Annotated in this window: 17 protein-coding genes; 9 read left to right on the top strand and 8 right to left on the bottom strand. The window is 64.5% G+C overall.

The window, feature by feature from the left end; genetic code table 11:
• Window positions 1-4 precede the first annotated feature (4 nt).
• Genes BH93_RS02900 through BH93_RS02890 form a run of 3 tightly spaced genes read right to left on the bottom strand, consistent with a single transcriptional unit; the run spans window position 5 to window position 2,581 of the window.
• Window positions 5-892 carry a siderophore-interacting protein gene (locus BH93_RS02900; RefSeq protein WP_037175630.1) on the bottom strand — a complete coding sequence of 296 codons (888 nt, stop codon included), beginning with the start codon at window positions 890-892 and terminating at the stop codon, window positions 5-7.
• Window positions 893-902: 10 nt separating this feature from the next.
• Window positions 903-1,976 (bottom strand): ABC transporter substrate-binding protein, encoded by a 1,074-nt coding sequence (locus tag BH93_RS02895; protein WP_080739159.1) that lies wholly within the window; start codon window positions 1,974-1,976, stop codon window positions 903-905.
• A gap of 20 nt (window positions 1,977-1,996) precedes the next feature.
• Window positions 1,997-2,581, bottom strand: coding sequence for a TetR/AcrR family transcriptional regulator (locus tag BH93_RS02890; RefSeq protein WP_037175626.1), 585 nt, complete (start codon window positions 2,579-2,581; stop codon window positions 1,997-1,999).
• A gap of 102 nt (window positions 2,582-2,683) precedes the next feature.
• On the opposite strand from BH93_RS02890, the gene BH93_RS02885 reads away from it, so the two are divergent.
• Genes BH93_RS02885 through BH93_RS02870 form a run of 4 tightly spaced genes read left to right on the top strand, consistent with a single transcriptional unit; the run spans window position 2,684 to window position 7,097 of the window.
• Entirely contained in the window at window positions 2,684-3,598 is a 915-nt protein-coding gene (locus BH93_RS02885) for a metal-dependent hydrolase (RefSeq protein ID WP_037175625.1), read from the top strand.
• 11 nt (window positions 3,599-3,609) lie between these two features.
• On the top strand, window positions 3,610-4,719 hold the full coding sequence (locus BH93_RS02880) for a PDR/VanB family oxidoreductase (protein ID WP_242459107.1): 1,110 nt from the start codon (window positions 3,610-3,612) through the stop codon (window positions 4,717-4,719).
• 12 nt (window positions 4,720-4,731) lie between these two features.
• Window positions 4,732-6,267, top strand: a complete 1,536-nt coding sequence (locus tag BH93_RS02875; RefSeq protein WP_037175622.1) for a flavin-containing monooxygenase — start codon at window positions 4,732-4,734, stop codon at window positions 6,265-6,267.
• Complete coding sequence (locus tag BH93_RS02870) at window positions 6,264-7,097, top strand: SDR family NAD(P)-dependent oxidoreductase (RefSeq protein ID WP_037175613.1); 834 nt, start codon at window positions 6,264-6,266, stop codon at window positions 7,095-7,097. The genes BH93_RS02875 and BH93_RS02870 overlap by 4 nt, the downstream gene beginning before the upstream one ends.
• An 18-nt stretch (window positions 7,098-7,115) precedes the next feature.
• Here the strand turns inward: BH93_RS02870 and BH93_RS02865 are convergent, their stop codons facing one another.
• Window positions 7,116-7,769 carry a TetR/AcrR family transcriptional regulator gene (locus BH93_RS02865; protein WP_037175606.1) on the bottom strand — a complete coding sequence of 218 codons (654 nt, stop codon included), beginning with the start codon at window positions 7,767-7,769 and terminating at the stop codon, window positions 7,116-7,118.
• A 124-nt stretch (window positions 7,770-7,893) separates the two neighbouring features.
• On the opposite strand from BH93_RS02865, the gene BH93_RS02860 reads away from it, so the two are divergent.
• The 4 genes from BH93_RS02860 to BH93_RS02845 are packed head-to-tail and all read left to right on the top strand — an operon-like array spanning window position 7,894 to window position 12,393.
• Complete coding sequence (locus BH93_RS02860) at window positions 7,894-9,027, top strand: VOC family protein (protein ID WP_032377675.1); 1,134 nt, start codon at window positions 7,894-7,896, stop codon at window positions 9,025-9,027.
• Window positions 9,024-9,959 carry a fumarylacetoacetate hydrolase family protein gene (locus BH93_RS02855; RefSeq protein ID WP_032377676.1) on the top strand — a complete coding sequence of 312 codons (936 nt, stop codon included), beginning with the start codon at window positions 9,024-9,026 and terminating at the stop codon, window positions 9,957-9,959. Before BH93_RS02860 ends, BH93_RS02855 begins: the two co-directional genes overlap by 4 nt.
• Entirely contained in the window at window positions 9,956-11,581 is a 1,626-nt protein-coding gene (gene mhpA, locus BH93_RS02850; RefSeq protein ID WP_037175602.1) for a bifunctional 3-(3-hydroxy-phenyl)propionate/3-hydroxycinnamic acid hydroxylase MhpA, read from the top strand. The genes BH93_RS02855 and mhpA overlap by 4 nt, the downstream gene beginning before the upstream one ends.
• Window positions 11,578-12,393 (top strand): SDR family oxidoreductase, encoded by an 816-nt coding sequence (locus tag BH93_RS02845; protein ID WP_037175600.1) that lies wholly within the window; start codon window positions 11,578-11,580, stop codon window positions 12,391-12,393. The genes mhpA and BH93_RS02845 overlap by 4 nt, the downstream gene beginning before the upstream one ends.
• On the opposite strand, the gene BH93_RS02840 is transcribed toward BH93_RS02845, so the two are convergent.
• From BH93_RS02840 to BH93_RS02830, 3 genes are read right to left on the bottom strand one after another with little or no spacing between them, the layout of a single operon-like run.
• Window positions 12,390-13,490, bottom strand: a complete 1,101-nt coding sequence (locus BH93_RS02840) for a lipase family protein (RefSeq protein WP_155291099.1) — start codon at window positions 13,488-13,490, stop codon at window positions 12,390-12,392. The two genes, BH93_RS02845 and BH93_RS02840, sit on opposite strands and share 4 nt — an antisense overlap.
• 53 nt (window positions 13,491-13,543) lie before the next feature.
• A complete protein-coding gene (locus BH93_RS02835) occupies window positions 13,544-14,671 on the bottom strand; it encodes a HoxN/HupN/NixA family nickel/cobalt transporter (RefSeq protein ID WP_080739224.1) in 1,128 nt (375 codons plus the stop codon).
• 28 nt (window positions 14,672-14,699) lie between these two features.
• On the bottom strand, window positions 14,700-16,061 hold the full coding sequence (locus BH93_RS02830) for an MFS transporter (RefSeq protein ID WP_037175599.1): 1,362 nt from the start codon (window positions 16,059-16,061) through the stop codon (window positions 14,700-14,702).
• A gap of 184 nt (window positions 16,062-16,245) precedes the next feature.
• On the opposite strand from BH93_RS02830, the gene BH93_RS02825 reads away from it, so the two are divergent.
• Complete coding sequence (locus tag BH93_RS02825) at window positions 16,246-17,298, top strand: DUF3068 domain-containing protein (RefSeq protein WP_165712620.1); 1,053 nt, start codon at window positions 16,246-16,248, stop codon at window positions 17,296-17,298.
• Window positions 17,299-17,370: 72 nt separating this feature from the next.
• Here BH93_RS02825 and BH93_RS02820 read toward each other — a convergent pair whose 3' ends face one another.
• On the bottom strand, window positions 17,371-17,988 hold the full coding sequence (locus BH93_RS02820; protein WP_080739157.1) for an SACE_7040 family transcriptional regulator: 618 nt from the start codon (window positions 17,986-17,988) through the stop codon (window positions 17,371-17,373).
• Window positions 17,989-18,009: the final 21 nt, after the last annotated feature.

The raw sequence follows: 18,009 nt of genomic DNA, 5'->3' as shown, positions 1-18,009 counted from the left end.
GGTGCTACAAACCGGCGCGCTCGAGGATTTCGTCCCAGTGGAGCTCGGCCTCGGCCTCACCCATTCCGGTGGACGCGATTCGCTCGTAGTCGTCGATCAGTGAATCGGCAACGCGCTCATAGCGTTCGAGCCACGCCTCTTTGTCGTCACGCCAGTAGCCGACGATGGCCAGCCGTTTCGCGGGTATGCCGATGTCACCGCGCAAGTACTTGCGCACAGCTCTCCCTGCCGAGGCCTCCCCACCGAACCAGACGTAGCCATTTCCCGCCGGTATCTCGTACGCGCGAACGGCATCGGACAATTCCGATGGTGCGCGGCCGTTTCCGGCCACCCGCCGGTCCATCGTCACCGAGGCCGCCGATCGAACGTCCAGCACGTCGTCGTCGTGAGCCACCTCGACGATCGCATGCGCGCGCAGGCCGGCAGGCAGCTGCTCGAGTGCACGGCACAGAGCCGGTAGCCCCGGCAGATCGGCGATCAACAACATCCACTCCGTGTCGGCAGGCGGCTCGTACCACGACCGAGTTCCCCACATCCCCAGCGCCGCACCCGGCTCGGCCGAGCGAGCCCAGGCCGCGGCCACCCCGCCGACGTGGTCCACGAAGTCGATCGTGATCCGGTCCCCGTCCCAGCGCCTGACGGTGTAATTGCGGCACTCACGACCCACGCCGTCATGATGAGCGAGAACTCCGTTGCGACGGGTCATCTCGGGCGGCGCACTCTCTCCGTCTGCAGGGAAGTACAGGTGGACGATCTCGTCGGGCACACCGCTCGACTCGAACCCATGCGCATCGGAGGAATCGAAGACAACGCGAATCAGCGACGGCGACAAGCGAATCGATTCGACCACTCGCGCAGTGAGGTATCCGCCCTCGTCACCTCGGCCGGCCATGACGAGGCCCTCAGCTCTGCTCGGCAGGCTCGACGAACAGCGTTTCGATGTCGTCGAGGATCAGGCCGAGGCCGATGGGATCGGACGAGTTCCACGCGCTTGCCGACACCCAGTGCACCCGATCCTGCTGTACGGCAGGCAGTGTCGACCACAGGGGTGCGTTGCTGATCGCGTCTCGTTCGGCAACGGCTCCCTCGTCCGTGTAGACGAACAAGGTGTCGGCGGACGCGAGAGTGTTCAGCGTTTCGTCCGTGATATCGATGCGGAACACACTGGGGTCCTGCTGCCCCTCGGGCTGCGCCATTCCCAACCCGCGGAAGGCAATGCTCTCTCCGGTTCCGACGCGAATCGAATACTCGCCCCGCTCACTGAGCCGCACGGCCGAGACCGGCTTGTCGGCGAGTCCTGCATCCGAGACTCGCTGCTTCAATTCGGCCATCCGATCCGTGAGGCCCTGCATCGAAGCCGCTGCCTCGGCCTGCTTCCCGAGTACCTCGCCCACGGCGGTAACGCCGTTGGACACATCGTCGAGCGACACCCCGTCGTTGTACGCGAACCCGTAGGTCGGCACTCCGCTGGCCGCGAGCTTGTCATAGATCTCCTTGTTCCAGGCCTTCTCGCCTTCGCCGTCGTAGCCGGCGACCACGATGATCAGGTCCGGATCCTGAGCCAGGATCGCTTCGACGTTGGGATCGAATCCCCCGCCTTCCCCGGCAATGTTCTCGACGCCGGCGGCGCGCTGGTCGACATGAGCAGGGAGCGCAAGTGGATTGAACGACGCCGCCACCGGCTTCGCGTCGAGCGAGAGCATCAGCGCCAGAGAGATCGGGTCGGCAGCGACAACTCGTGATGGCTCGGCGGGAACCTCGACCGGACCGAAGTAGTCCTGCACCGTTCTGGTGCTCGCAGCCTCGGCCGGATCCGACGGTTCCGAGGTGGCGCTCGAGCAACCGACCAGGGCGACCAGCGCCAGTGACAGTGACAGTGACAGTGTTCCGGCAAGTGCGTACCGCCGACGCCGCGCAGAGGCGGGCAGTCTCCTGGGGCTGGTCGAGCGATTGTCGAGCACAGAATATCGAGGCATGACTGGGCAGCCTAGCCTAACTATTCGCTGCGGTGGTCTCCGTTGACCAGCAACGGCACGATGCTGCGGTGCGCGAAGGCGAGCAAGTCGTCGTACGTCTCGAGGGCAGCGCCGGCGGCAGGCGTCAACAGAATCGAATGCACGACGCGAACCACGATTTCGGGGGCATCAGGTACTGCGAAACTGTCCGAGTCCACCTCTCCCCGGGCGATCTGCGCGGCAGCGTCTATCGCGGACGCGAGCAATGTCGACGCATTGGTCGTCAACTGTTCGAGCACCAACGCACTCTCGGAATCGAACATCTTGAGCAGAACGGGGTTGGTTCGCACCGAATCGATCGTCGTCGCAAATCCGTGCGCGGCTCGATCCGCACGCGACGACTGTTCGGCGGCCGCTGCCGCCACCGCGACGAACAGCCTCGTCGATTCACGCGCCATGACCGCCCGCACCAGCTCATCCTTGGAGCCGATGCGGCGATAGACGGTCACCCGGTTGATCTTGGCGCGCTTGGCGACGTCGCCGATGGTCGTTCTGGGAATGCCGACCTCGCCGAACAACTCCAACGCGGCATCGAGGATCGGCCCGTCGTCACCGTCTGGATGCATCGTCCGATCCTAACGTCACCCTCGATCACTTCTTGCAACATTGCAACACCAATTGTTGCTATGTAGCATCAGGACATCAGCATCTCGACGAATGGAGCTCGAATGTCTCGCGACAGAGCGATCGACCCGAACGCGCGCCACACGGACGAGTCCTACGCGATCGTGGCCCGTGCGGTGACGTTCGACTGGACCGGCGTTCCGCTGCAATACATTCCGCGCGAGTGGTACGCCACCCACTTCTGGAATGTGATGCATCTGGTGCTGCCCGAGGGCGAACGGGCGATGGCCGACGTCTTCGCCCTCGCGCTTCCCTACATCGACGACCGCAGACTGCACGAGGAGGTCGTCGGATTCGTCGGGCAGGAGGCCACTCACGCGTCCTCCCACGAAGGCTTCCGCACCTACCTCGTGGCCCACGGAGTCGACATCGAACCGATCCTGCAGCGGATTCGATTCGCGGTGGGCGTGGTGTTCGGCGACCACGGCCTCACCGGCCGCGCAGCCAAAGCGTGGCTCAACGAGCGACTCGGAATCTACGCAGCGGCAGAGCACTTCACCGCCGTGGTAGGTGAATGGCTTTTGGACAACACCGAATTCGACCGTATCGGCGTCGACCCCACGATGCTGGACCTACTCCGCTGGCACGGTGCCGAGGAACTCGAACACCGCAACGTGGCATTCGACGCATTCCAGTACGTCGACGGTGGTGGATTTCGCCGCGCCCGCACCGCAGTGATAGCCAGCGCGGGGTTGGCGGTGTTGTGGTTCAGCACCGCCGCGTACCTGTACAAGAATTCGGTCGCCACCCCGCGCACCGGGAAACGCCGACTTCGCACCCCGTGGCCTCTCGCCTTCGCGCGAGCGTCTCGCAAGCAACTCATCCCGGGCCTGTCGTTCCTGTTCGTCCAACTCGCCCTGTACATCCGACCGGGGTTTCACCCATCGAAGATGGGCGACATCGACAAGGCCGTGCGATACCTCGCACAGTCACCCGCTGCACTGGCTGCCCAGCAGTGACGACTACAGCAGTGACGACTACAGCACCTCCGGTGCACAGCCATCTGGGCGAGGTCACCGTGACCGCGCCCGGCCTCGGCCTGCGGGCCGTCGGTGCCGCGTCCCGTTTCTACGCCAAGTTGGTCACCGACTCGTCCCTCGTGACCGCCCTGTCCCCGGCCCGACCGCGGCGATGCGTCGGCTACGAATTCGAGACCACCATCGACGAGATCGTCGACGAGGCCGAGGACGTGCGCTCACTGTTGCTCCGTCGCAGCGACGGTGCTGCATTGCCGACCTGGTTGCCCGGTGCACACATCGACGTCACCACCCCGTCCGGTTCGGTGCGGCAGTACTCGCTCGCCGGACATCCCGGCGCACGTGATCGCTACCGCATCAGCGTCCGCAAGATACCCGGCGGCACGGCCTCCGCAGAGATCCACACCCTCTCCCGCGGCGATGTTCTGCGAGTTCGCGGACCCCGCAACGCTTTTCCGATGGCAGCCGCCGAGCACTACCTCTTCGTGGCCGCCGGCATCGGCATCACCCCCATCCGGTCCATGATCGAACGCGCAGTCGCCGAGGGCACACGGTGGACGCTCTACTACCACGGAAGATCGCGTGCGAGTCTGCCGTTCGTCGCCGAACTGCAACAGATGGCGCTCGCCTCACATGGTCACGTGATCGTCAGAACCGATGACGTCGAGGGACTTCCCATTCCTGCGGACATCGTCGATCTCGGAACGGGATCCTCGGCCCTGTACGTCTGCGGACCCGCGGCTCTCTCGCGCAGATTGCGCGCGGAGGCCGCCGGCAGCACCGCGGTTCGGGAATTCCACACCGAATTGTTCGCGCCTGCACCGGTGGTCGACGGCACCCCGTTCGTACTGAAGCTCGACGGCTCCGGCGACACCATCGAGGTCGGTGCGCAGGAGACTGCTCTCGACGCGCTCCGAAAAATTCGGCCGGATCAACCGTTCTCGTGCCGCCAGGGCTTCTGCGGGGCCTGCGTCGTGGGGCTCGTCGGCGGCCGCGTCGAGCACCGCGACCGCGTGCTGAGCACCACCGAGCGCGAGAATTCACTCACCCTGTGCGTCTCACGTGGCGCGGTCGACGGCGAAGTTCTCGTCCTCGATCTGTAGAAGGAGACCCTCATGACTGCAACACATTCCACTGCCGACACAGCCGTGCCGCACATCGACGTCGCTATCGTCGGCGCGGGCTTCGGAGGTCTCGGGGCCGCGATCAGGCTCGAGCAGGAAGGCCGCGGCGACTTCTTGGTCTTCGAGCGCGATACCGCCGTCGGTGGAACCTGGCACGTCAACACCTATCCCGGTGCCCAATGCGACATTCCATCGGCGCTGTATTCGTTCTCGTTCGCGCCCAATCCGAACTGGACGCGCTTGTATCCGCTGCAGCCCGAGATCGAGCAGTACCTCGACGACTGCACCGACCGGTTCGGAATCCGGAATCGAATCCGCTTCGGACACGAGGTACTCGACGCGACGTGGGACGGCGAGCGAGCGCAGTGGGTGGTTCGCACGAGCGGCGGGACATGGACTTCTCGGATCCTGATCGGAGCCCTCGGCCCGTTCAGCGAACCGGCCACTCCCACTATCGCAGGGCTGGATTCGTTCTCGGGCTCGGTGTTCCACTCCGCGAACTGGGACCACGACTATTGCGTGAAGGGTCGACGCCTCGCCGTCATCGGCACCGGTGCTTCGGCGGTGCAGTTCGTCCCTCGTCTGGCCCCCGAGGCCGGGCATCTCACGTTGTTCCAGCGGACACCGACGTGGATTCTTCCGCACCCCGACCGGCCCATCTCCGACTCCGCCAAATCCGTGTTCGAGAAGTTCCCACCGGCTCAGCGCGCCATGCGTCGCATGTTCGATCTGTTCCAGGAAGCGTTGGTGCCGGGATTGATTCGACACCGTTCTCTGTTGGCTCCACTGACTGCACTCGGGCGCGCACACCTGCGGCGTCAGGTGAAGGATCCGATTCTTCGCGAGAAGCTCACGCCCTCCTATGCATTCGGTTGCAAACGGCCGACCTTCTCCAACAAGTTCTACCCGGCTCTGTGCCGGGAGAACGTCACCGTCGAGACCACCGGCATCGACGCAATAGTGCCCGAGGGAATCGTCACGACCGACGGAACGGTGCACGAGGTGGATGCGATCGTTCTCGGAACCGGCTTCACCGTCGCCGGCCACTCGGGCTTCCGACGCATCGCCGGGCGAGGCGGAACGTCGCTGGCGGACACGTGGCCGGGCGGCGAGATGTCGTCGTATCGAGGGACCACGGTGCACGGTTTTCCGAACTTCTTCATGCTGCTCGGCCCCAATTCGGTGGTGTACACCTCGCAGGTCGTCACCATCGAAGCACAGGTGAACTACATCCTGGCGGCCCTGCGCGCCATGGACTCCCACGCGATCTCGGCGCTCGAAGTGAGCAGGCGCGCGCAGACCGAGTTCGCCGATCACACCGATGAACTACTGGCAGGGTCGGTGTGGAACTCGGGCGGATGCAGCAGCTACTACCTGAGCCCCTCGGGCCGAAACGTCACCTATTGGCCGGGTTCGGTCCGCAACTTCACTCGACGCATGTCCACCATCGAGCTCGACCATTATCACTGTCGGAGTGCGGCGGCCGGTGTGGATCCGACGCTCGTGACGACGAAGGACCTCGTATGAACAAGTCCATGGACCTCACCGGCAAGGTCGCGTTGGTGACGGGTGGGGCACGCGGCATCGGAGCTGCGACCGTGGCGTCACTACTGTCCGCGGGAGTCCGAGTGGCGGTGGTGGATAGGGACTTTCCACCCGGGACGTCCGGTTCCGACAAGACACTTCACCTCGTCGGTGACGTCACCGATCCGGCAGCGATGGTGGACTGCGTCGCGGCAACGATCGACACGTTCGGCCGCCTCGACATCGTGATCGCCAATGCCGGAATCACGCCGCCGCCCGCCACGATTCGGTCGATCGACCGCGCCGTCTTCGACTCGGTGATGGCAGTGAACTTCGGCGGCGTCCTCAACATCGTGCGGGCCGCTGCCGACGAGATCGTGGCGAGCGGCGGCCACATACTGCTCGTATCGTCGTGTGCTGCATTCACTCCCGGCATGGGCGGGTCCGCGTACATGGTGAGCAAGGCTGCCGTGGAACAGCTGGGACGCGCTCTGCGTATCGAATTGGCTGCCGTCGGCGCATCGGCCGGTCTTGTGTACTTCGGAGTGGTGGATACCGACCTGGCGCGTCACACCCTCGACGACGACCCGATCGGTCAGCGAATCGGCGGATTGCTCCCGTGGCCGCTGGGCCGACGCCTGCCGTCTCGGCGGGCCGCGGAGTTGCTCGTCCGGGCGGTCCGCACCCGTCGGGCACGACTGATAGCCCCTGCTGTGTGGACGCCGTACTTCTGGTTCCGCGGAATACTCAACCCGATTCTGGAGCGTCGGCTCGTCCACGACCGCGCGATCGCTCAGATCATTCGCGATCTGGAATCGACTCGCGCACGCTGACATTCGTGCGGTAGCGCGCTACTCGGTCTCGTCCCCCACGCTCGGGACGTCACTCATCGGCGGCAGCGGCCGCGAGCACAGGTCCTGGGCGTCGCCGTCGGACATTCCCAGCGCGAGCAGCACGGTGTACGCCATTTGGTCCACGGCCTCGCCGTCGTCACGATCGGGTTGCTCGAGCAGGAGCTGGCCGAGACCGAGCAGCGCACCTGCCACCAATGCCAGGGACAGCTGTATGTCCTCGACTCGGAAGTACCCTGCACCGATTGCGGCCACGATGTCTCTCGCAGCACGTGGACCGAGGCCGTGCTGCGACGTGATCAACTCGGGACCGGAGTGGATGAGTACCCGGCTCAGTTCCGGTTGCAGCCGAAAGAGTCGGCCGGATATTCGGAACGATCGAGTGAATGCCTCGGCGGGATCTGCGTCGGCGTCGGTCAACGAGTCCAGGTAGCGTCCCAGCAGTTCCAGGGCACCGTCGACCGCCGACTGGAACAGCTGCTCGCGGCTGACGAAGTGGTTGTAGAAAGAGCCCATCCCCACGTCGGCTGCCTGAGTGATCTCCGCGATCGGAGCGTTCAGCTCGCCCCGAGCGATGAAGCCTTGCGCCGCCGCAATCAGCGCGCCACGGGTGCGCGCCTTCCGCCGTTCGAGGCGATTCTGGGTCTCCGCCATGTTCCCTACCTCTGTCTACGCTGGTCTACCCGCTGACCCTTCCTCACCGCTGACGAATTTGTCAACACTCTTGACTGACTTAGTAGTCATAGGTGACGATAGTGTCAACAACGAGGGAGGGCTGATGGGACACGACGTCGACGGCCACAAGAACATGCATGTGGATCAGGGCGCGCTACCAGGCGAACACCCGGGAAAAGCCACCGACCCGATCGTCAAGGTGCGCGACATCGCCTGGCTCGAGTTCCGCAAACCCGATCTGGCCAAGGCCGAGGCGTTCGCCGTGGCGTTCGGATTCACCGTCTCGCTACGGACGTCCGAGGAGATTCACCTTCGAGGCACCCACATCGGCTCACCGTGCGTGATCATCCGACGCGGTAAGCGAACGCGGTTCGTCGGTGCAGCGTTCGCCGCCGCCGAGGATGCCGACGTCGTCCGACTCGCCGAGGCCACGGGGCAACGCGTCCACCGACTGCCCGACACCCTTGGCGGTATCGCCGTCACTCTGACCGATCCGGGCGGCCAGCCCGTTCAGGTCGTCTCGGGGTACACCGAGCACCCGGAGCTTCCGGGCCAGGACACACATACCTACAACTTCGGCGATCCCCGCAACCGGGTGAACGCCACTCAGCGCCCACCGCATCAGCCCGCACGAGTACAACGACTCGGGCATGTGGTGCTGCAGCGAGTGGACTACCTGGAGAACCTGAACTGGTACCTGCACCACCTGGGACTGATCGTCAGCGATTTCCTCTACTACGACGGCCAACGCGACCGAGGCCCGGTGATGAGCTTCATCCGCTGCGATCGCGGCAGCATCCCCTCCGATCATCACACGCTCGCCATGACTCTCGGTCCGTCCGACAGGTACGTGCACTCGGCGTATCAGGTGACCGACATCGACGCCATCGCCGCCGGTGGCGAATTCCTCACCGAGCACGGGTACAAGCATTCCTGGGGTATCGGCAGACACATCCAAGGCAGCCAGATCTTCGACTACTGGCGTGATCCCGACGGTTTCCTGGTGGAGCACTTCAGCGACGGCGACATGTTCGACAATTCGCTCGAACCCGGCTGGGCACCGATGACGGCGTCGGGCCTCGCACAGTGGGGCCCGCCCGCATCCAAGGACTTTCTCGGAATCGCGCCGAGCAAAGCGTCTCTGCACGAACTGAAATCGATTCTCTCCTCGCTACGCAACAACAACGAATTCGACACCGAACGCCTTCGCGGCCTGATGAAAGTGGCTTCCTCATGAGCATCGCTGTACTCCGCACCGCCGACGCCTGGTGGGTCGAGACCCCGAACGGAGCGTCGCGCATCGACACTTCGGCAACCACCACTGCCGAGCTTCTGGCCGATCGCGCGGCCGTGGACGCCGCCCGTGCCGGCACCGATGTCGTTGCGGTGGAGACACTGTCGCTGCTCTCCCCGGTCACCGCACCGTGTCGCGTGATGGCGAACATGACCAATTTCGTCTCGCACGTCAAGGATTCGGGCATGAACCCCGAGACGGTGCCGCTGACGTTCTTCCGGAAGACCTCGGGTTCGATCAGCGGCCCCACCGACGACGTCGTCAAGCCGCCGCACGTGAAACTTCTCGACTACGAGATCGAGATCGGTCTGGTGTTCGGCAAGACTCTGACCGTGGGCACCAAGATCGATGCCACCAATGTGGCCGAGTACGTGGCGGGACTCGTACTCACCAACGACGTCTCGGCGCGTGACGTGCAGCTGCCGAAAACCCAGTTCTACGAGGGTAAGTCGTACCCCACCTTCACTCCTGTAGGCCCACGATTGGTACTGCTCGAGCAGGGCGAGTTCGATCGATTCGGCGAGTTGGCCATGACACTCCGAGTGAACGGCACTGTTCGACAGGACAGTACGGTCGCAGACATGATCTTCCGGCCGGTCGAATCGCTGAAGGCGCTGAGCAAGTTCCAGCGCATCGATCCCGGCGACCTGCTGCTCACCGGCACACCCGGCGGTACCGCCCTCAAAGCTCCCGCCAAACCGATCGAGATGATCGGTGCTTTGATTCCGCCGTCGGTCAAGTGGAAGGTCTTCTTCAAGAAGCAGGCCAAGAATCCCGACTTCCTGCAGGACGGCGACGTGCTCGAACTGACGAGCTCGACTCCCGACGGAGCCCTGGATCTGGGGGTTCAGCGCACCCGGGTCTCCTACCGATGAGCGAACACGAGCTCGACGGCGCGCACCACCGGGTGGTGATCGTCGGCGCTGGGCCGACGGGGATGACCGCCGCGCTCCAGCTGGCCCGGTACGGCGTACCCACTCTCGTCCTCGACCGATGGGCAGATGTCTATCCCCAGCCGCGCGCGGTCCACCTCGATGACGAGGTGTACCGAATTCTCCACGACATCGGTGTGGCAGAGGATTTCGCCGCCATCTCACGTCCGGCGCGCGGGCTACGACTGTGCACCAAGGACCTGCGGACCCTGGCCGAGTTCGAGCGCGATCCCGACGACAGACCGCACGGCTATCCGCAGGCCAACATGTTCGATCAACCCGAACTCGAGCGTCTGATGCGTTCCCACATCGCTCGCTACGACGGCATTGCGATGCGCGGTGGATACGAGATCACCGATGTACAGAATCTGAAAGACAGCGTCCGGGTCTCGTACACGTCCACCGAGGACGGAACGCTGCATTGGGTGACCGCCGACTACGTTCTCGGGTGCGACGGTGCCAACAGTGTGGTGCGCAGGTCCATCGGTTCGAAGATGGAGGATCTCGGTTTCGAGCAGCGCTGGCTGGTCGTCGATATCGAGACCGATGTCGACCTCGACCAGTGGGACGGTGTGCATCAGGTGTGCGATTCCGAGAGATCGGCGACGTACATGCGTATCGGAACCACGCGCTACCGCTGGGAGTTCCAGATGCTCGATGGCGAAACCCTCGACGAGTTCACCGATCTCTCGGCAATACACCCACTGATCGCACCGTGGTTCGTTGCGGCGGAGATCCCTGAGATGAAGCTGATTCGCAGTGCCGAGTACACATTCAAGGCACAGATTGCCGATCGGTGGCGTGATCGCCGGGTCTTCGTCCTGGGCGACGCCGCGCATCTGACGCCGCCGTTCATCGGTCAGGGAATGGGTGCAGGTCTGCGCGACGCCCGCAACCTGGTGTGGAAGTTGGTCGGCGCACTCGACGGACACGTGCCCCAGTCCGCGCTGGACAGCTACGAGACCGAACGAAAGACGCACGCCAAGGCCATGATCAGGCTGGCCGTGATGATAGGGCGGGCCATGACCGGCGGGAGCAAGCTCACCGGCATCATGCGGACCAACATCGCGCCCGTCCTCGGACATCTTCCGGTCATCGGCGACAAGGTCACCGCGAGCACTACGCCCTCGCTCGTCGGATCGCAGTACGTCCTGCGATCGCCGATGCAGCCTCGCTCACTCGCCGGACAACTCTGCCCGAACAGGCTGTTGGACAATGGGATGCGACTCGATGATCGGGCACCTGGGCAGTTCCTGTTTCTCGCGTCGACACCCCTGACCGTGGAGCAGCGACGCGAAGTCCAGCGGCGTGGGGCCGCAGCGGTGGAAGTAGCGGCCTCGTCCGATCTCGGCTTGTGGCTGCGGCGCGGTCGCGCTGTTGCAGCGATCGTTCGTCCGGACCGGACGGTGATGTCGGCCGGCAAGTCGGTGCCGTCTCTGCACACCTCGGTGCCGAGCACCACACTGTGCACCGAAGATCGCCCCTCGCCCAACGCGGCGAAACCTGTTCACACAACCCGTTCCACGCGCACAGCACCTCGCACAGCAACAAAGAGGCGTAGATGAATACTGCAATTGTCACCGGAGCGACGTCCGGAATCGGCGAGGCGATCGCCGAACTTCTCATCGCTCGCGGCTTTCGCGTCATCGGGACGAGCCGCAACAGCTCGGCCGTGGTCGAACCCATCCCCGGCGTCGACTACCGCGATCTCGACCTGACAGATCCGGCATCGATTCGCGCGTTCGTGGACGGAATCGGCGACACCCCGATCGATGTGCTGATCAACAATGCCGGTGAAAGCCAATGCGGACCGATCGAAGAACTCCCCATCGAGGCGATCACCCGACTGTTCCAGCTCAACGTCTTCGGCGCGATCGAGCTGACCCAGGCTGTGTTGCCGGCCATGCGTGAGCGGGGCCGCGGCAGAGTCGTCAACATCGGGTCGATGCTCGCCAGCTTCCCCCTGGCCTACCGCTCCTCGTACGCCGCAACGAAGGCTGCGATCAAGGGGTTCGCCACCGCGGCGCGGTTCGAGCTCGAGCCGTACGGAATCGACATCACCACAGTCGAACCCGGCTCGATCGCCACCGGGCTCTCGGCGCGTCGCACAAAGTACTGCGGACCGCATTCGCCGTATCTACGCGATTTCACCACGGTGATCGCGAAGCTCGACGCCAAAGAGGCACAGGGCATCTCGGCCGAGACCGTCGCCAAGACCGTGTTGCGAGCGGTCGAGGACAAGAAGACTCTTCCGATCTACGCCGTCGGCAGCAATGCTCCTGCAGTGTTTCTCGCCCAACGATTGCTGCCACGCACCGTGCTCGAGAAGTTCACGGCCCGCGCATACGGACTGCCGAGCAAGCGCCCGGTCAACTAGCGGAACAGTCCTGCGACGAACGGGATCGTGTCGGCCTGTGACTGGACGAGGGCTCCGCTGTGGTCCGTGTTGTAGGCCCGGAACGTCACAGGCTGACCGGCGGCCGTGAGACGGGCGACGTAGGCGGCAGTGGTCGGGAACGGAACGTCGATGTCCTGCAGCCCGTTTCCCATGAAGAAGGGCTTGTCGAATCCAGTTTCGGGCATCGCCATGTAGTCGTCGAGCACGGCCGTGAATCCCGGCAAGCCGGTCAGCGGCGCGGTGAAGAAATCGCCGATCTTGACGCCGTCGAGTTGCTCCTCGAGGTCCGCTACACACGCCGTCTCGGCCAGAGCCGCGTACTTCTTTCCGAGGGGGGTCAAGATGTTGTCCAGCCCGAGCTCGGGGTGCGCGTAGCGCAACGAAGCGCCGATGTACGCGACGTACGCAGTCAGTCCCGACGGTAGCTCCACGGGCGGAACGCCCGGTCCACCTATCGAGACCAACTTCTCGATGTACGCGGGAGTTCCGGTACCGACCGCTCCGCGGTAGTCGAGATCGGGTCCGCCGAATTCCGTTGCGTACCGCGCGGTGTAGATGGCGGCTCCACCGCCCTGCGATTGGCCGACGGCCACCCAGGATCGCGAGAGGTCTTCGCTGTAATTGCGGCCGGCCTTGACCATGTCCACGACGTTGTGTGCCGTGGTCCTACCGTCGAGATACGTGGGCAAGCCGGGTGTTCCGAGTCCGGCGTAGTCACTGGCGACGATGGCGTAGCCCTGCGCGAGCCAGTTCCCCAGATACGGCAGATCACGTTCGGCCAGAGCCGGTCCCGCGACGGACGGTGCGCACGAGTCACCGAGTCCGGACGTGCCGTGGGCCCACGAGATCACCGGCCAACCGCCGTCCGGGGCAGTGCCCTGCGGCAGGAAGACGGTGCCGGTGCTGAGCGCCTTCTCGCCGAAAGTGTCGGTGGTGACGTAGGTGAGCACTTCGGCCGAGGACGAACCGGGAATCCAGAAGTCCTGTGGCAGCTCACGACTGGAGACGACGTCGCCGATGTCCTGCGTGATCGCCGGAGCAGCCGAGGCAGGGGCGGCCAGCAGGCCAGAAGCCATGCTCGACGCGAGCGCTGCGACGACTGCGAGGACACCGATCCGACGACGAGCAATCACTGATTCTCCATTGCATTCGAGTGTCCGAGCGCGCCACCGCGTTCGTCGATGCGCGCCACCTTGTAATACACGACCGCGCCGATCCAGACAACGAAGAACGTGCCGACGACGAGTTGGCCGGCCAGATTCAGATCGATGACGGCCAGTGCGTCCCACAGGCCACCGGTCAGCTGGAACTGCTCGGCAAGCAGGGTCAGCAGCTGCACCGTCCCGATCACCAGGGCCACGAAGACCGAGAGGCCCGTCATCGTCATGTTGTAGTAGATCTTGCGGACCGGGGTGACGAATGCCCATCCGTATGCCTTGGACATGAAAATGCCGTCGATCGTGTCCATCGTGGTCATGCCCGCGGCGAACAGGACCGGCAGCGCGACGATCGCCATCGGTGGGAGTCCGCCTGCGATAGCGGTCGTGCCGGCGATGGCGAGCAGACCGACCTGAGTGGCGGTATCGAAACCGAGCCCGAACAACAGGCCGAGCGGGTACATCTGCCACGAGTGGTTGATCATCTTGTCGTAGCGGCCCCGGAACAGTCGATTCATCAAGCCGCGCTTGGCCAGCAGCTCGTCGAGCCCGGCCTCGGTGAACTCACCGCGTTTCGCGCGCCGCCACACCCCGACGATGCCGGCGAGGACCGCGATGTTCAGCGCGGCGATGAGATAGAGGAACGTTCCGGACACCAACGTGCCGATGATGCCGCCGACCCCGGCGAAAGCATCCTGGAATGCCGTCGCCTGCGAGGCGACGAAGGCAATCGCGGCGACGAACACGAACACGACGGTCGAGTGACCGAGCGAGAAGAACAGCCCGACGGCCAACGGCCGCTTGCCCTTCTGCAAGAGAAAGCGGGTGGTGTCGTCGATGGCGGCGATGTGATCGGCGTCGAACGCGTGCCTGAGACCGAGGGTGTACGCCAGCACGCCCGCTCCCGCGTAGACGAGGGTGCCGTCGGCTCCGGTCAGGCCGTGGATGCTGGGAATCGAGTCGTAGTGGGTGAACAGCCCCCACCCGATCACATGCAACGCGGCAATGAAGCCGGCCATCGCCAGCAGCCGCGGAACCTCGTCGAGAGTGAATCGACTCTGCCGTCTGCCGAGCTCGACACGCGATAGTTGGGTCGTCATGTCGATCATTGTCTCCGATGACGACGGATTACTCTTCTCGCGCTGCGGCGGCCAGGACGCGTTGCGCATCGCCTTCCACGGACCAGTAGGCCAGGAGGGCGAGAACTCCGCCGACGGCCAACAGCGGTAGGAGCGGAATCATGCCGACCGTGAGTGAGTTCGCAGCATCGGAGACCACGCCGACCAGGAGCGGCCCGACGGCACCGCCCACCGTCGCGGCGATCTGGAGCATGCCGAATCCCAGACCTCGGTCACGTGCCGGGACGACGTCGGCGACACACGCGGTGAGCGTGGGGAGGGCGAAAGCCGAGAAGAACGCGAAGACGGTGAGAAATACGACGAACACCACCGTGGAGTTCATTCCGAGGGCAATCGACATGAAGACGCTGCCCAGCAGAATCCCGCCACCGCCGAGCAGTACTCGCCACTGCGCGAGGCTGGTCCCGATCATGGCTCGTCGGGTTGCCATCGCGGCGACGAGCGTGCCGAGAACGATCCCCACAAGTGTCATTCCTCCGCCCGCCGTCGCGGCCGCCGATTCGGACAGGCCGTATCGGCGTTGCAGCAGACTCGGAAGCCAGAAGGTCAGACCACCGATCGACAGACTCATGACCGTCAGAGCCGCTCCGGTGAACCACAGCGTTCGGATGGGCAGAACTCGCCGTATCTGCGAGCCCAGCGGCCCGGACGGTGCTGCAGTCTGCGCGCTCGGGTCTGCATGGGCTGCCACCGTGTCGGCGTATCCACGTTCGGGTTCTTTCAGACGTGAGACGAGCACTGCAACAAGCAGTCCCGGGATCGTCATGACCATGAACGCCCCGCGCCAGCCCAGCCAGTCCGCCAGCACACCACCCAGGACGATGCCCGCGCCGCCCAGGTACGCGGACGTTCGCCACCAACCGAACGCGGTGGATCGTGTTGCAGGCGGATAGAAGTCGGCAAGCAGACTCGCGCTCGCCGGGTTGTCCACCGCCTCCGCGGCGGCAAGACCGACCCGCACGAGGTAGAAGATCAGGAAGGTGGGCGCAAGCGCCGAGCCCAGCGTCGCCAGAGACCACAGAACGACGACCCAGGTCACGATCCTGCCGCGATCGTGACGGTCGGCGAAGTACGCAGCCGGTATCGCCAGGACGCCCGCGGCGATCGCGGAAGCACTGGGCAGCGATCCCGCCACCGCGTCGCCGAAACCCCATTCGGCCTGCAGCTGAGGAAGAACCGCGGCGACGAGGCTGAATTCGATACGGTCCACGAAGGCCACGAGGACCAACACGATCGCCGGTCCCCAGCCGAAAGGAAGGACTGCAGAACCGGGCCCGGTTCGCAACGTCCCGATGGTTCGCCAACGGCTGCCGCGATCGACCACCGTGCCTCGATCGATACCGGTCGCCATGGTCGTCCCCCTGTTCAGCGCGATCGACACCAGTGTGCACCGCGAGGCACAGTCTCAACATCGGTTGATGTCTCTGTCATTTCCCCCGAACGTGCTGACAGGTCACAACCCGGAAGCGGACATTCGGCGCTTTCGTCACGGCAGGATGAGATGGCCGGAATCGAAAATAGTTGGGACGGTGTTCATGTCACGGGTGAGAATCGCGATGTGCGTGCTCGCAGGACTGGGATCCTTCGCGATCGTCGTTGCGCTCCTTCTGCCCACCCTCGTATACGACAGCCTGGCCGTGACTCCCCTCGACATCGCAGCCACCACGGTGGCCACCACGGCAGACGGAGCAGGCGGTGAGGTCCTCGACTCGAGGACGATCACGGGACCCGGCCCCTTGTCGATCGCAACAGGTGTTCCCCTCGTTCTCCAGCGGTACATCACCGTGGAAAATCCCTCCGACGCGGACCGCGTCACCTTCCAGGTCGGAGCGACGGTGCGACGCGCCGACCGCGACGGGGACGAGAGCCTGCTGACCGCCTCGGTGGATCGAGTGACCAGCGACCGGCGCACGGGCTTACCCGTCGAGCCGGCGGGATCACTACAGACCACCGTCGATTCGGCTGCTGTTCCATTGCCGCGCACAGGGTTACAGCATCGCTTTCCCTTCGATACGCAGCCGATCACGTACACGGTCTACGACGCGACGGCGTGGACGAGCTTCGAGGCGAACTTCGTGGAGGAACTCACCATGGAGGGGCTGCCGATCTATCACTTCCGATCGATCGTGACCGAAGCCGACCTCTCGACCACGACGCAATCGCCGATCAATTCGGTGACCCTGCCTGCATCGAAGTGGGGACTGGGCGACGGGGACGAACCGATCACGATGAAGCGGTGGTACTCGAACGTTCGCGACATCTACGTCGAACCCAGAAGCGGAAGCCTGGTGTGGGGCAGGGAAACCCCGTACCAGTACTTCGCGAGAGATCCGAAGATCCCCGAGGTCACCATTTTCAAGGCGTCGATCGCCCTGGACGAGACGGGCCGCTCGGAGCAGGTGGCCTCGGCGCGCGATGCAGCGAACAAACTGGCCTGGTTGACTTCTCGCGGACCGTTATTGGGATACACGGTCGGTGGGGCCTGCCTCGTCGGTGCCGTTGCCGCCGGGATGATCGGGTCCCGTCGCGCACGCTCGCCCGAGCCCACCCGACAGCACGCGGACGAAACCGAACACGCGGCAGTGTAGGTGCAGTCAGTGTCCACAATTTGCGTCCGCAGGCGGGATCGCGATCGGTGAGGTGAATTGTGGACACTCAGGTCAGTTCCGTACCCCCAGAGCCCCCAGTGCCATTGTTCGCAACACCGGCCGAGCACTTCGTGACGGAGTACGCCCCGCGCTGTAGGGCGTCGAGTTGATCAGGCCGAAGACCGCGTGCGCTGTGGTGCGCGCATCGGCCTCGTTCAACTCCGGGTCGACGGCACACAGCACCTCGACCCACAGTTCCACGTACTCGCGCTGCATTCGGCGCACCTTGCGTCGAGCTCCCTCGGGCAGGCTCTGCAGGTCGCGATCCTGGATGCGAATGAATGCCGGTGTCTCGAAAGCGAAATCGAGGTGGAACTCCACCAAGGCCGACACTGTCCCCGAGTCGACGGCCTCTCGGCCGACCACCTCGCGGCCGCCGTCGAGCAGATACTCCGAGATTCCGACCATCAATTCGACGAGCACCGCCTCCTTGTTCGGAAAGTGGCGATAGACGGCGGGACCGCTTATTCCGACTGCCGCACCCAGATCCTCTAGCCGCACGGAGGTGAACCCGCGATCGGCGAACAGCGATGCCGCGGCGTCGAGCAATTGTTGCCGGCGCTCGGCCTTGCGTTGCTCGCGCACGGTCGTCGGCTTTTCCAACTCCTGCACCCCCTCGACCCTGGACACTCAGTTAATCGTAGTTTACTA

Origin of the sequence: Rhodococcoides fascians A25f (assembly GCF_000760935.2) — a bacterium.
GTDB lineage: Bacteria > Actinomycetota > Actinomycetes > Mycobacteriales > Mycobacteriaceae > Rhodococcoides.
This window is presented reverse-complemented; position numbering and strand designations above follow the sequence as displayed.

Coding starts and splice junctions, on each gene's coding strand:
- BH93_RS02830 (WP_037175599.1), bottom strand. CDS start 16,061: ATGGCGACCGGTATCGATCGAGGCACGGTGGTCGATCGCGGCAGCCGT.
- BH93_RS02900 (WP_037175630.1), bottom strand. CDS start 892: ATGGCCGGCCGAGGTGACGAGGGCGGATACCTCACTGCGCGAGTGGTC.
- BH93_RS02885 (WP_037175625.1), top strand. CDS start 2,684: ATGTCTCGCGACAGAGCGATCGACCCGAACGCGCGCCACACGGACGAG.
- BH93_RS02865 (WP_037175606.1), bottom strand. CDS start 7,769: ATGGCGGAGACCCAGAATCGCCTCGAACGGCGGAAGGCGCGCACCCGT.
- BH93_RS02825 (WP_165712620.1), top strand. CDS start 16,246: ATGTCACGGGTGAGAATCGCGATGTGCGTGCTCGCAGGACTGGGATCC.
- BH93_RS02890 (WP_037175626.1), bottom strand. CDS start 2,581: ATGCATCCAGACGGTGACGACGGGCCGATCCTCGATGCCGCGTTGGAG.
- mhpA (WP_037175602.1), top strand. CDS start 9,956: ATGAGCGAACACGAGCTCGACGGCGCGCACCACCGGGTGGTGATCGTC.
- BH93_RS02840 (WP_155291099.1), bottom strand. CDS start 13,490: ATGGCTTCTGGCCTGCTGGCCGCCCCTGCCTCGGCTGCTCCGGCGATC.
- BH93_RS02895 (WP_080739159.1), bottom strand. CDS start 1,976: ATGCCTCGATATTCTGTGCTCGACAATCGCTCGACCAGCCCCAGGAGA.
- BH93_RS02870 (WP_037175613.1), top strand. CDS start 6,264: ATGAACAAGTCCATGGACCTCACCGGCAAGGTCGCGTTGGTGACGGGT.
- BH93_RS02855 (WP_032377676.1), top strand. CDS start 9,024: ATGAGCATCGCTGTACTCCGCACCGCCGACGCCTGGTGGGTCGAGACC.
- BH93_RS02860 (WP_032377675.1), top strand. CDS start 7,894: ATGGGACACGACGTCGACGGCCACAAGAACATGCATGTGGATCAGGGC.
- BH93_RS02875 (WP_037175622.1), top strand. CDS start 4,732: ATGACTGCAACACATTCCACTGCCGACACAGCCGTGCCGCACATCGAC.
- BH93_RS02835 (WP_080739224.1), bottom strand. CDS start 14,671: ATGACGACCCAACTATCGCGTGTCGAGCTCGGCAGACGGCAGAGTCGA.
- BH93_RS02845 (WP_037175600.1), top strand. CDS start 11,578: ATGAATACTGCAATTGTCACCGGAGCGACGTCCGGAATCGGCGAGGCG.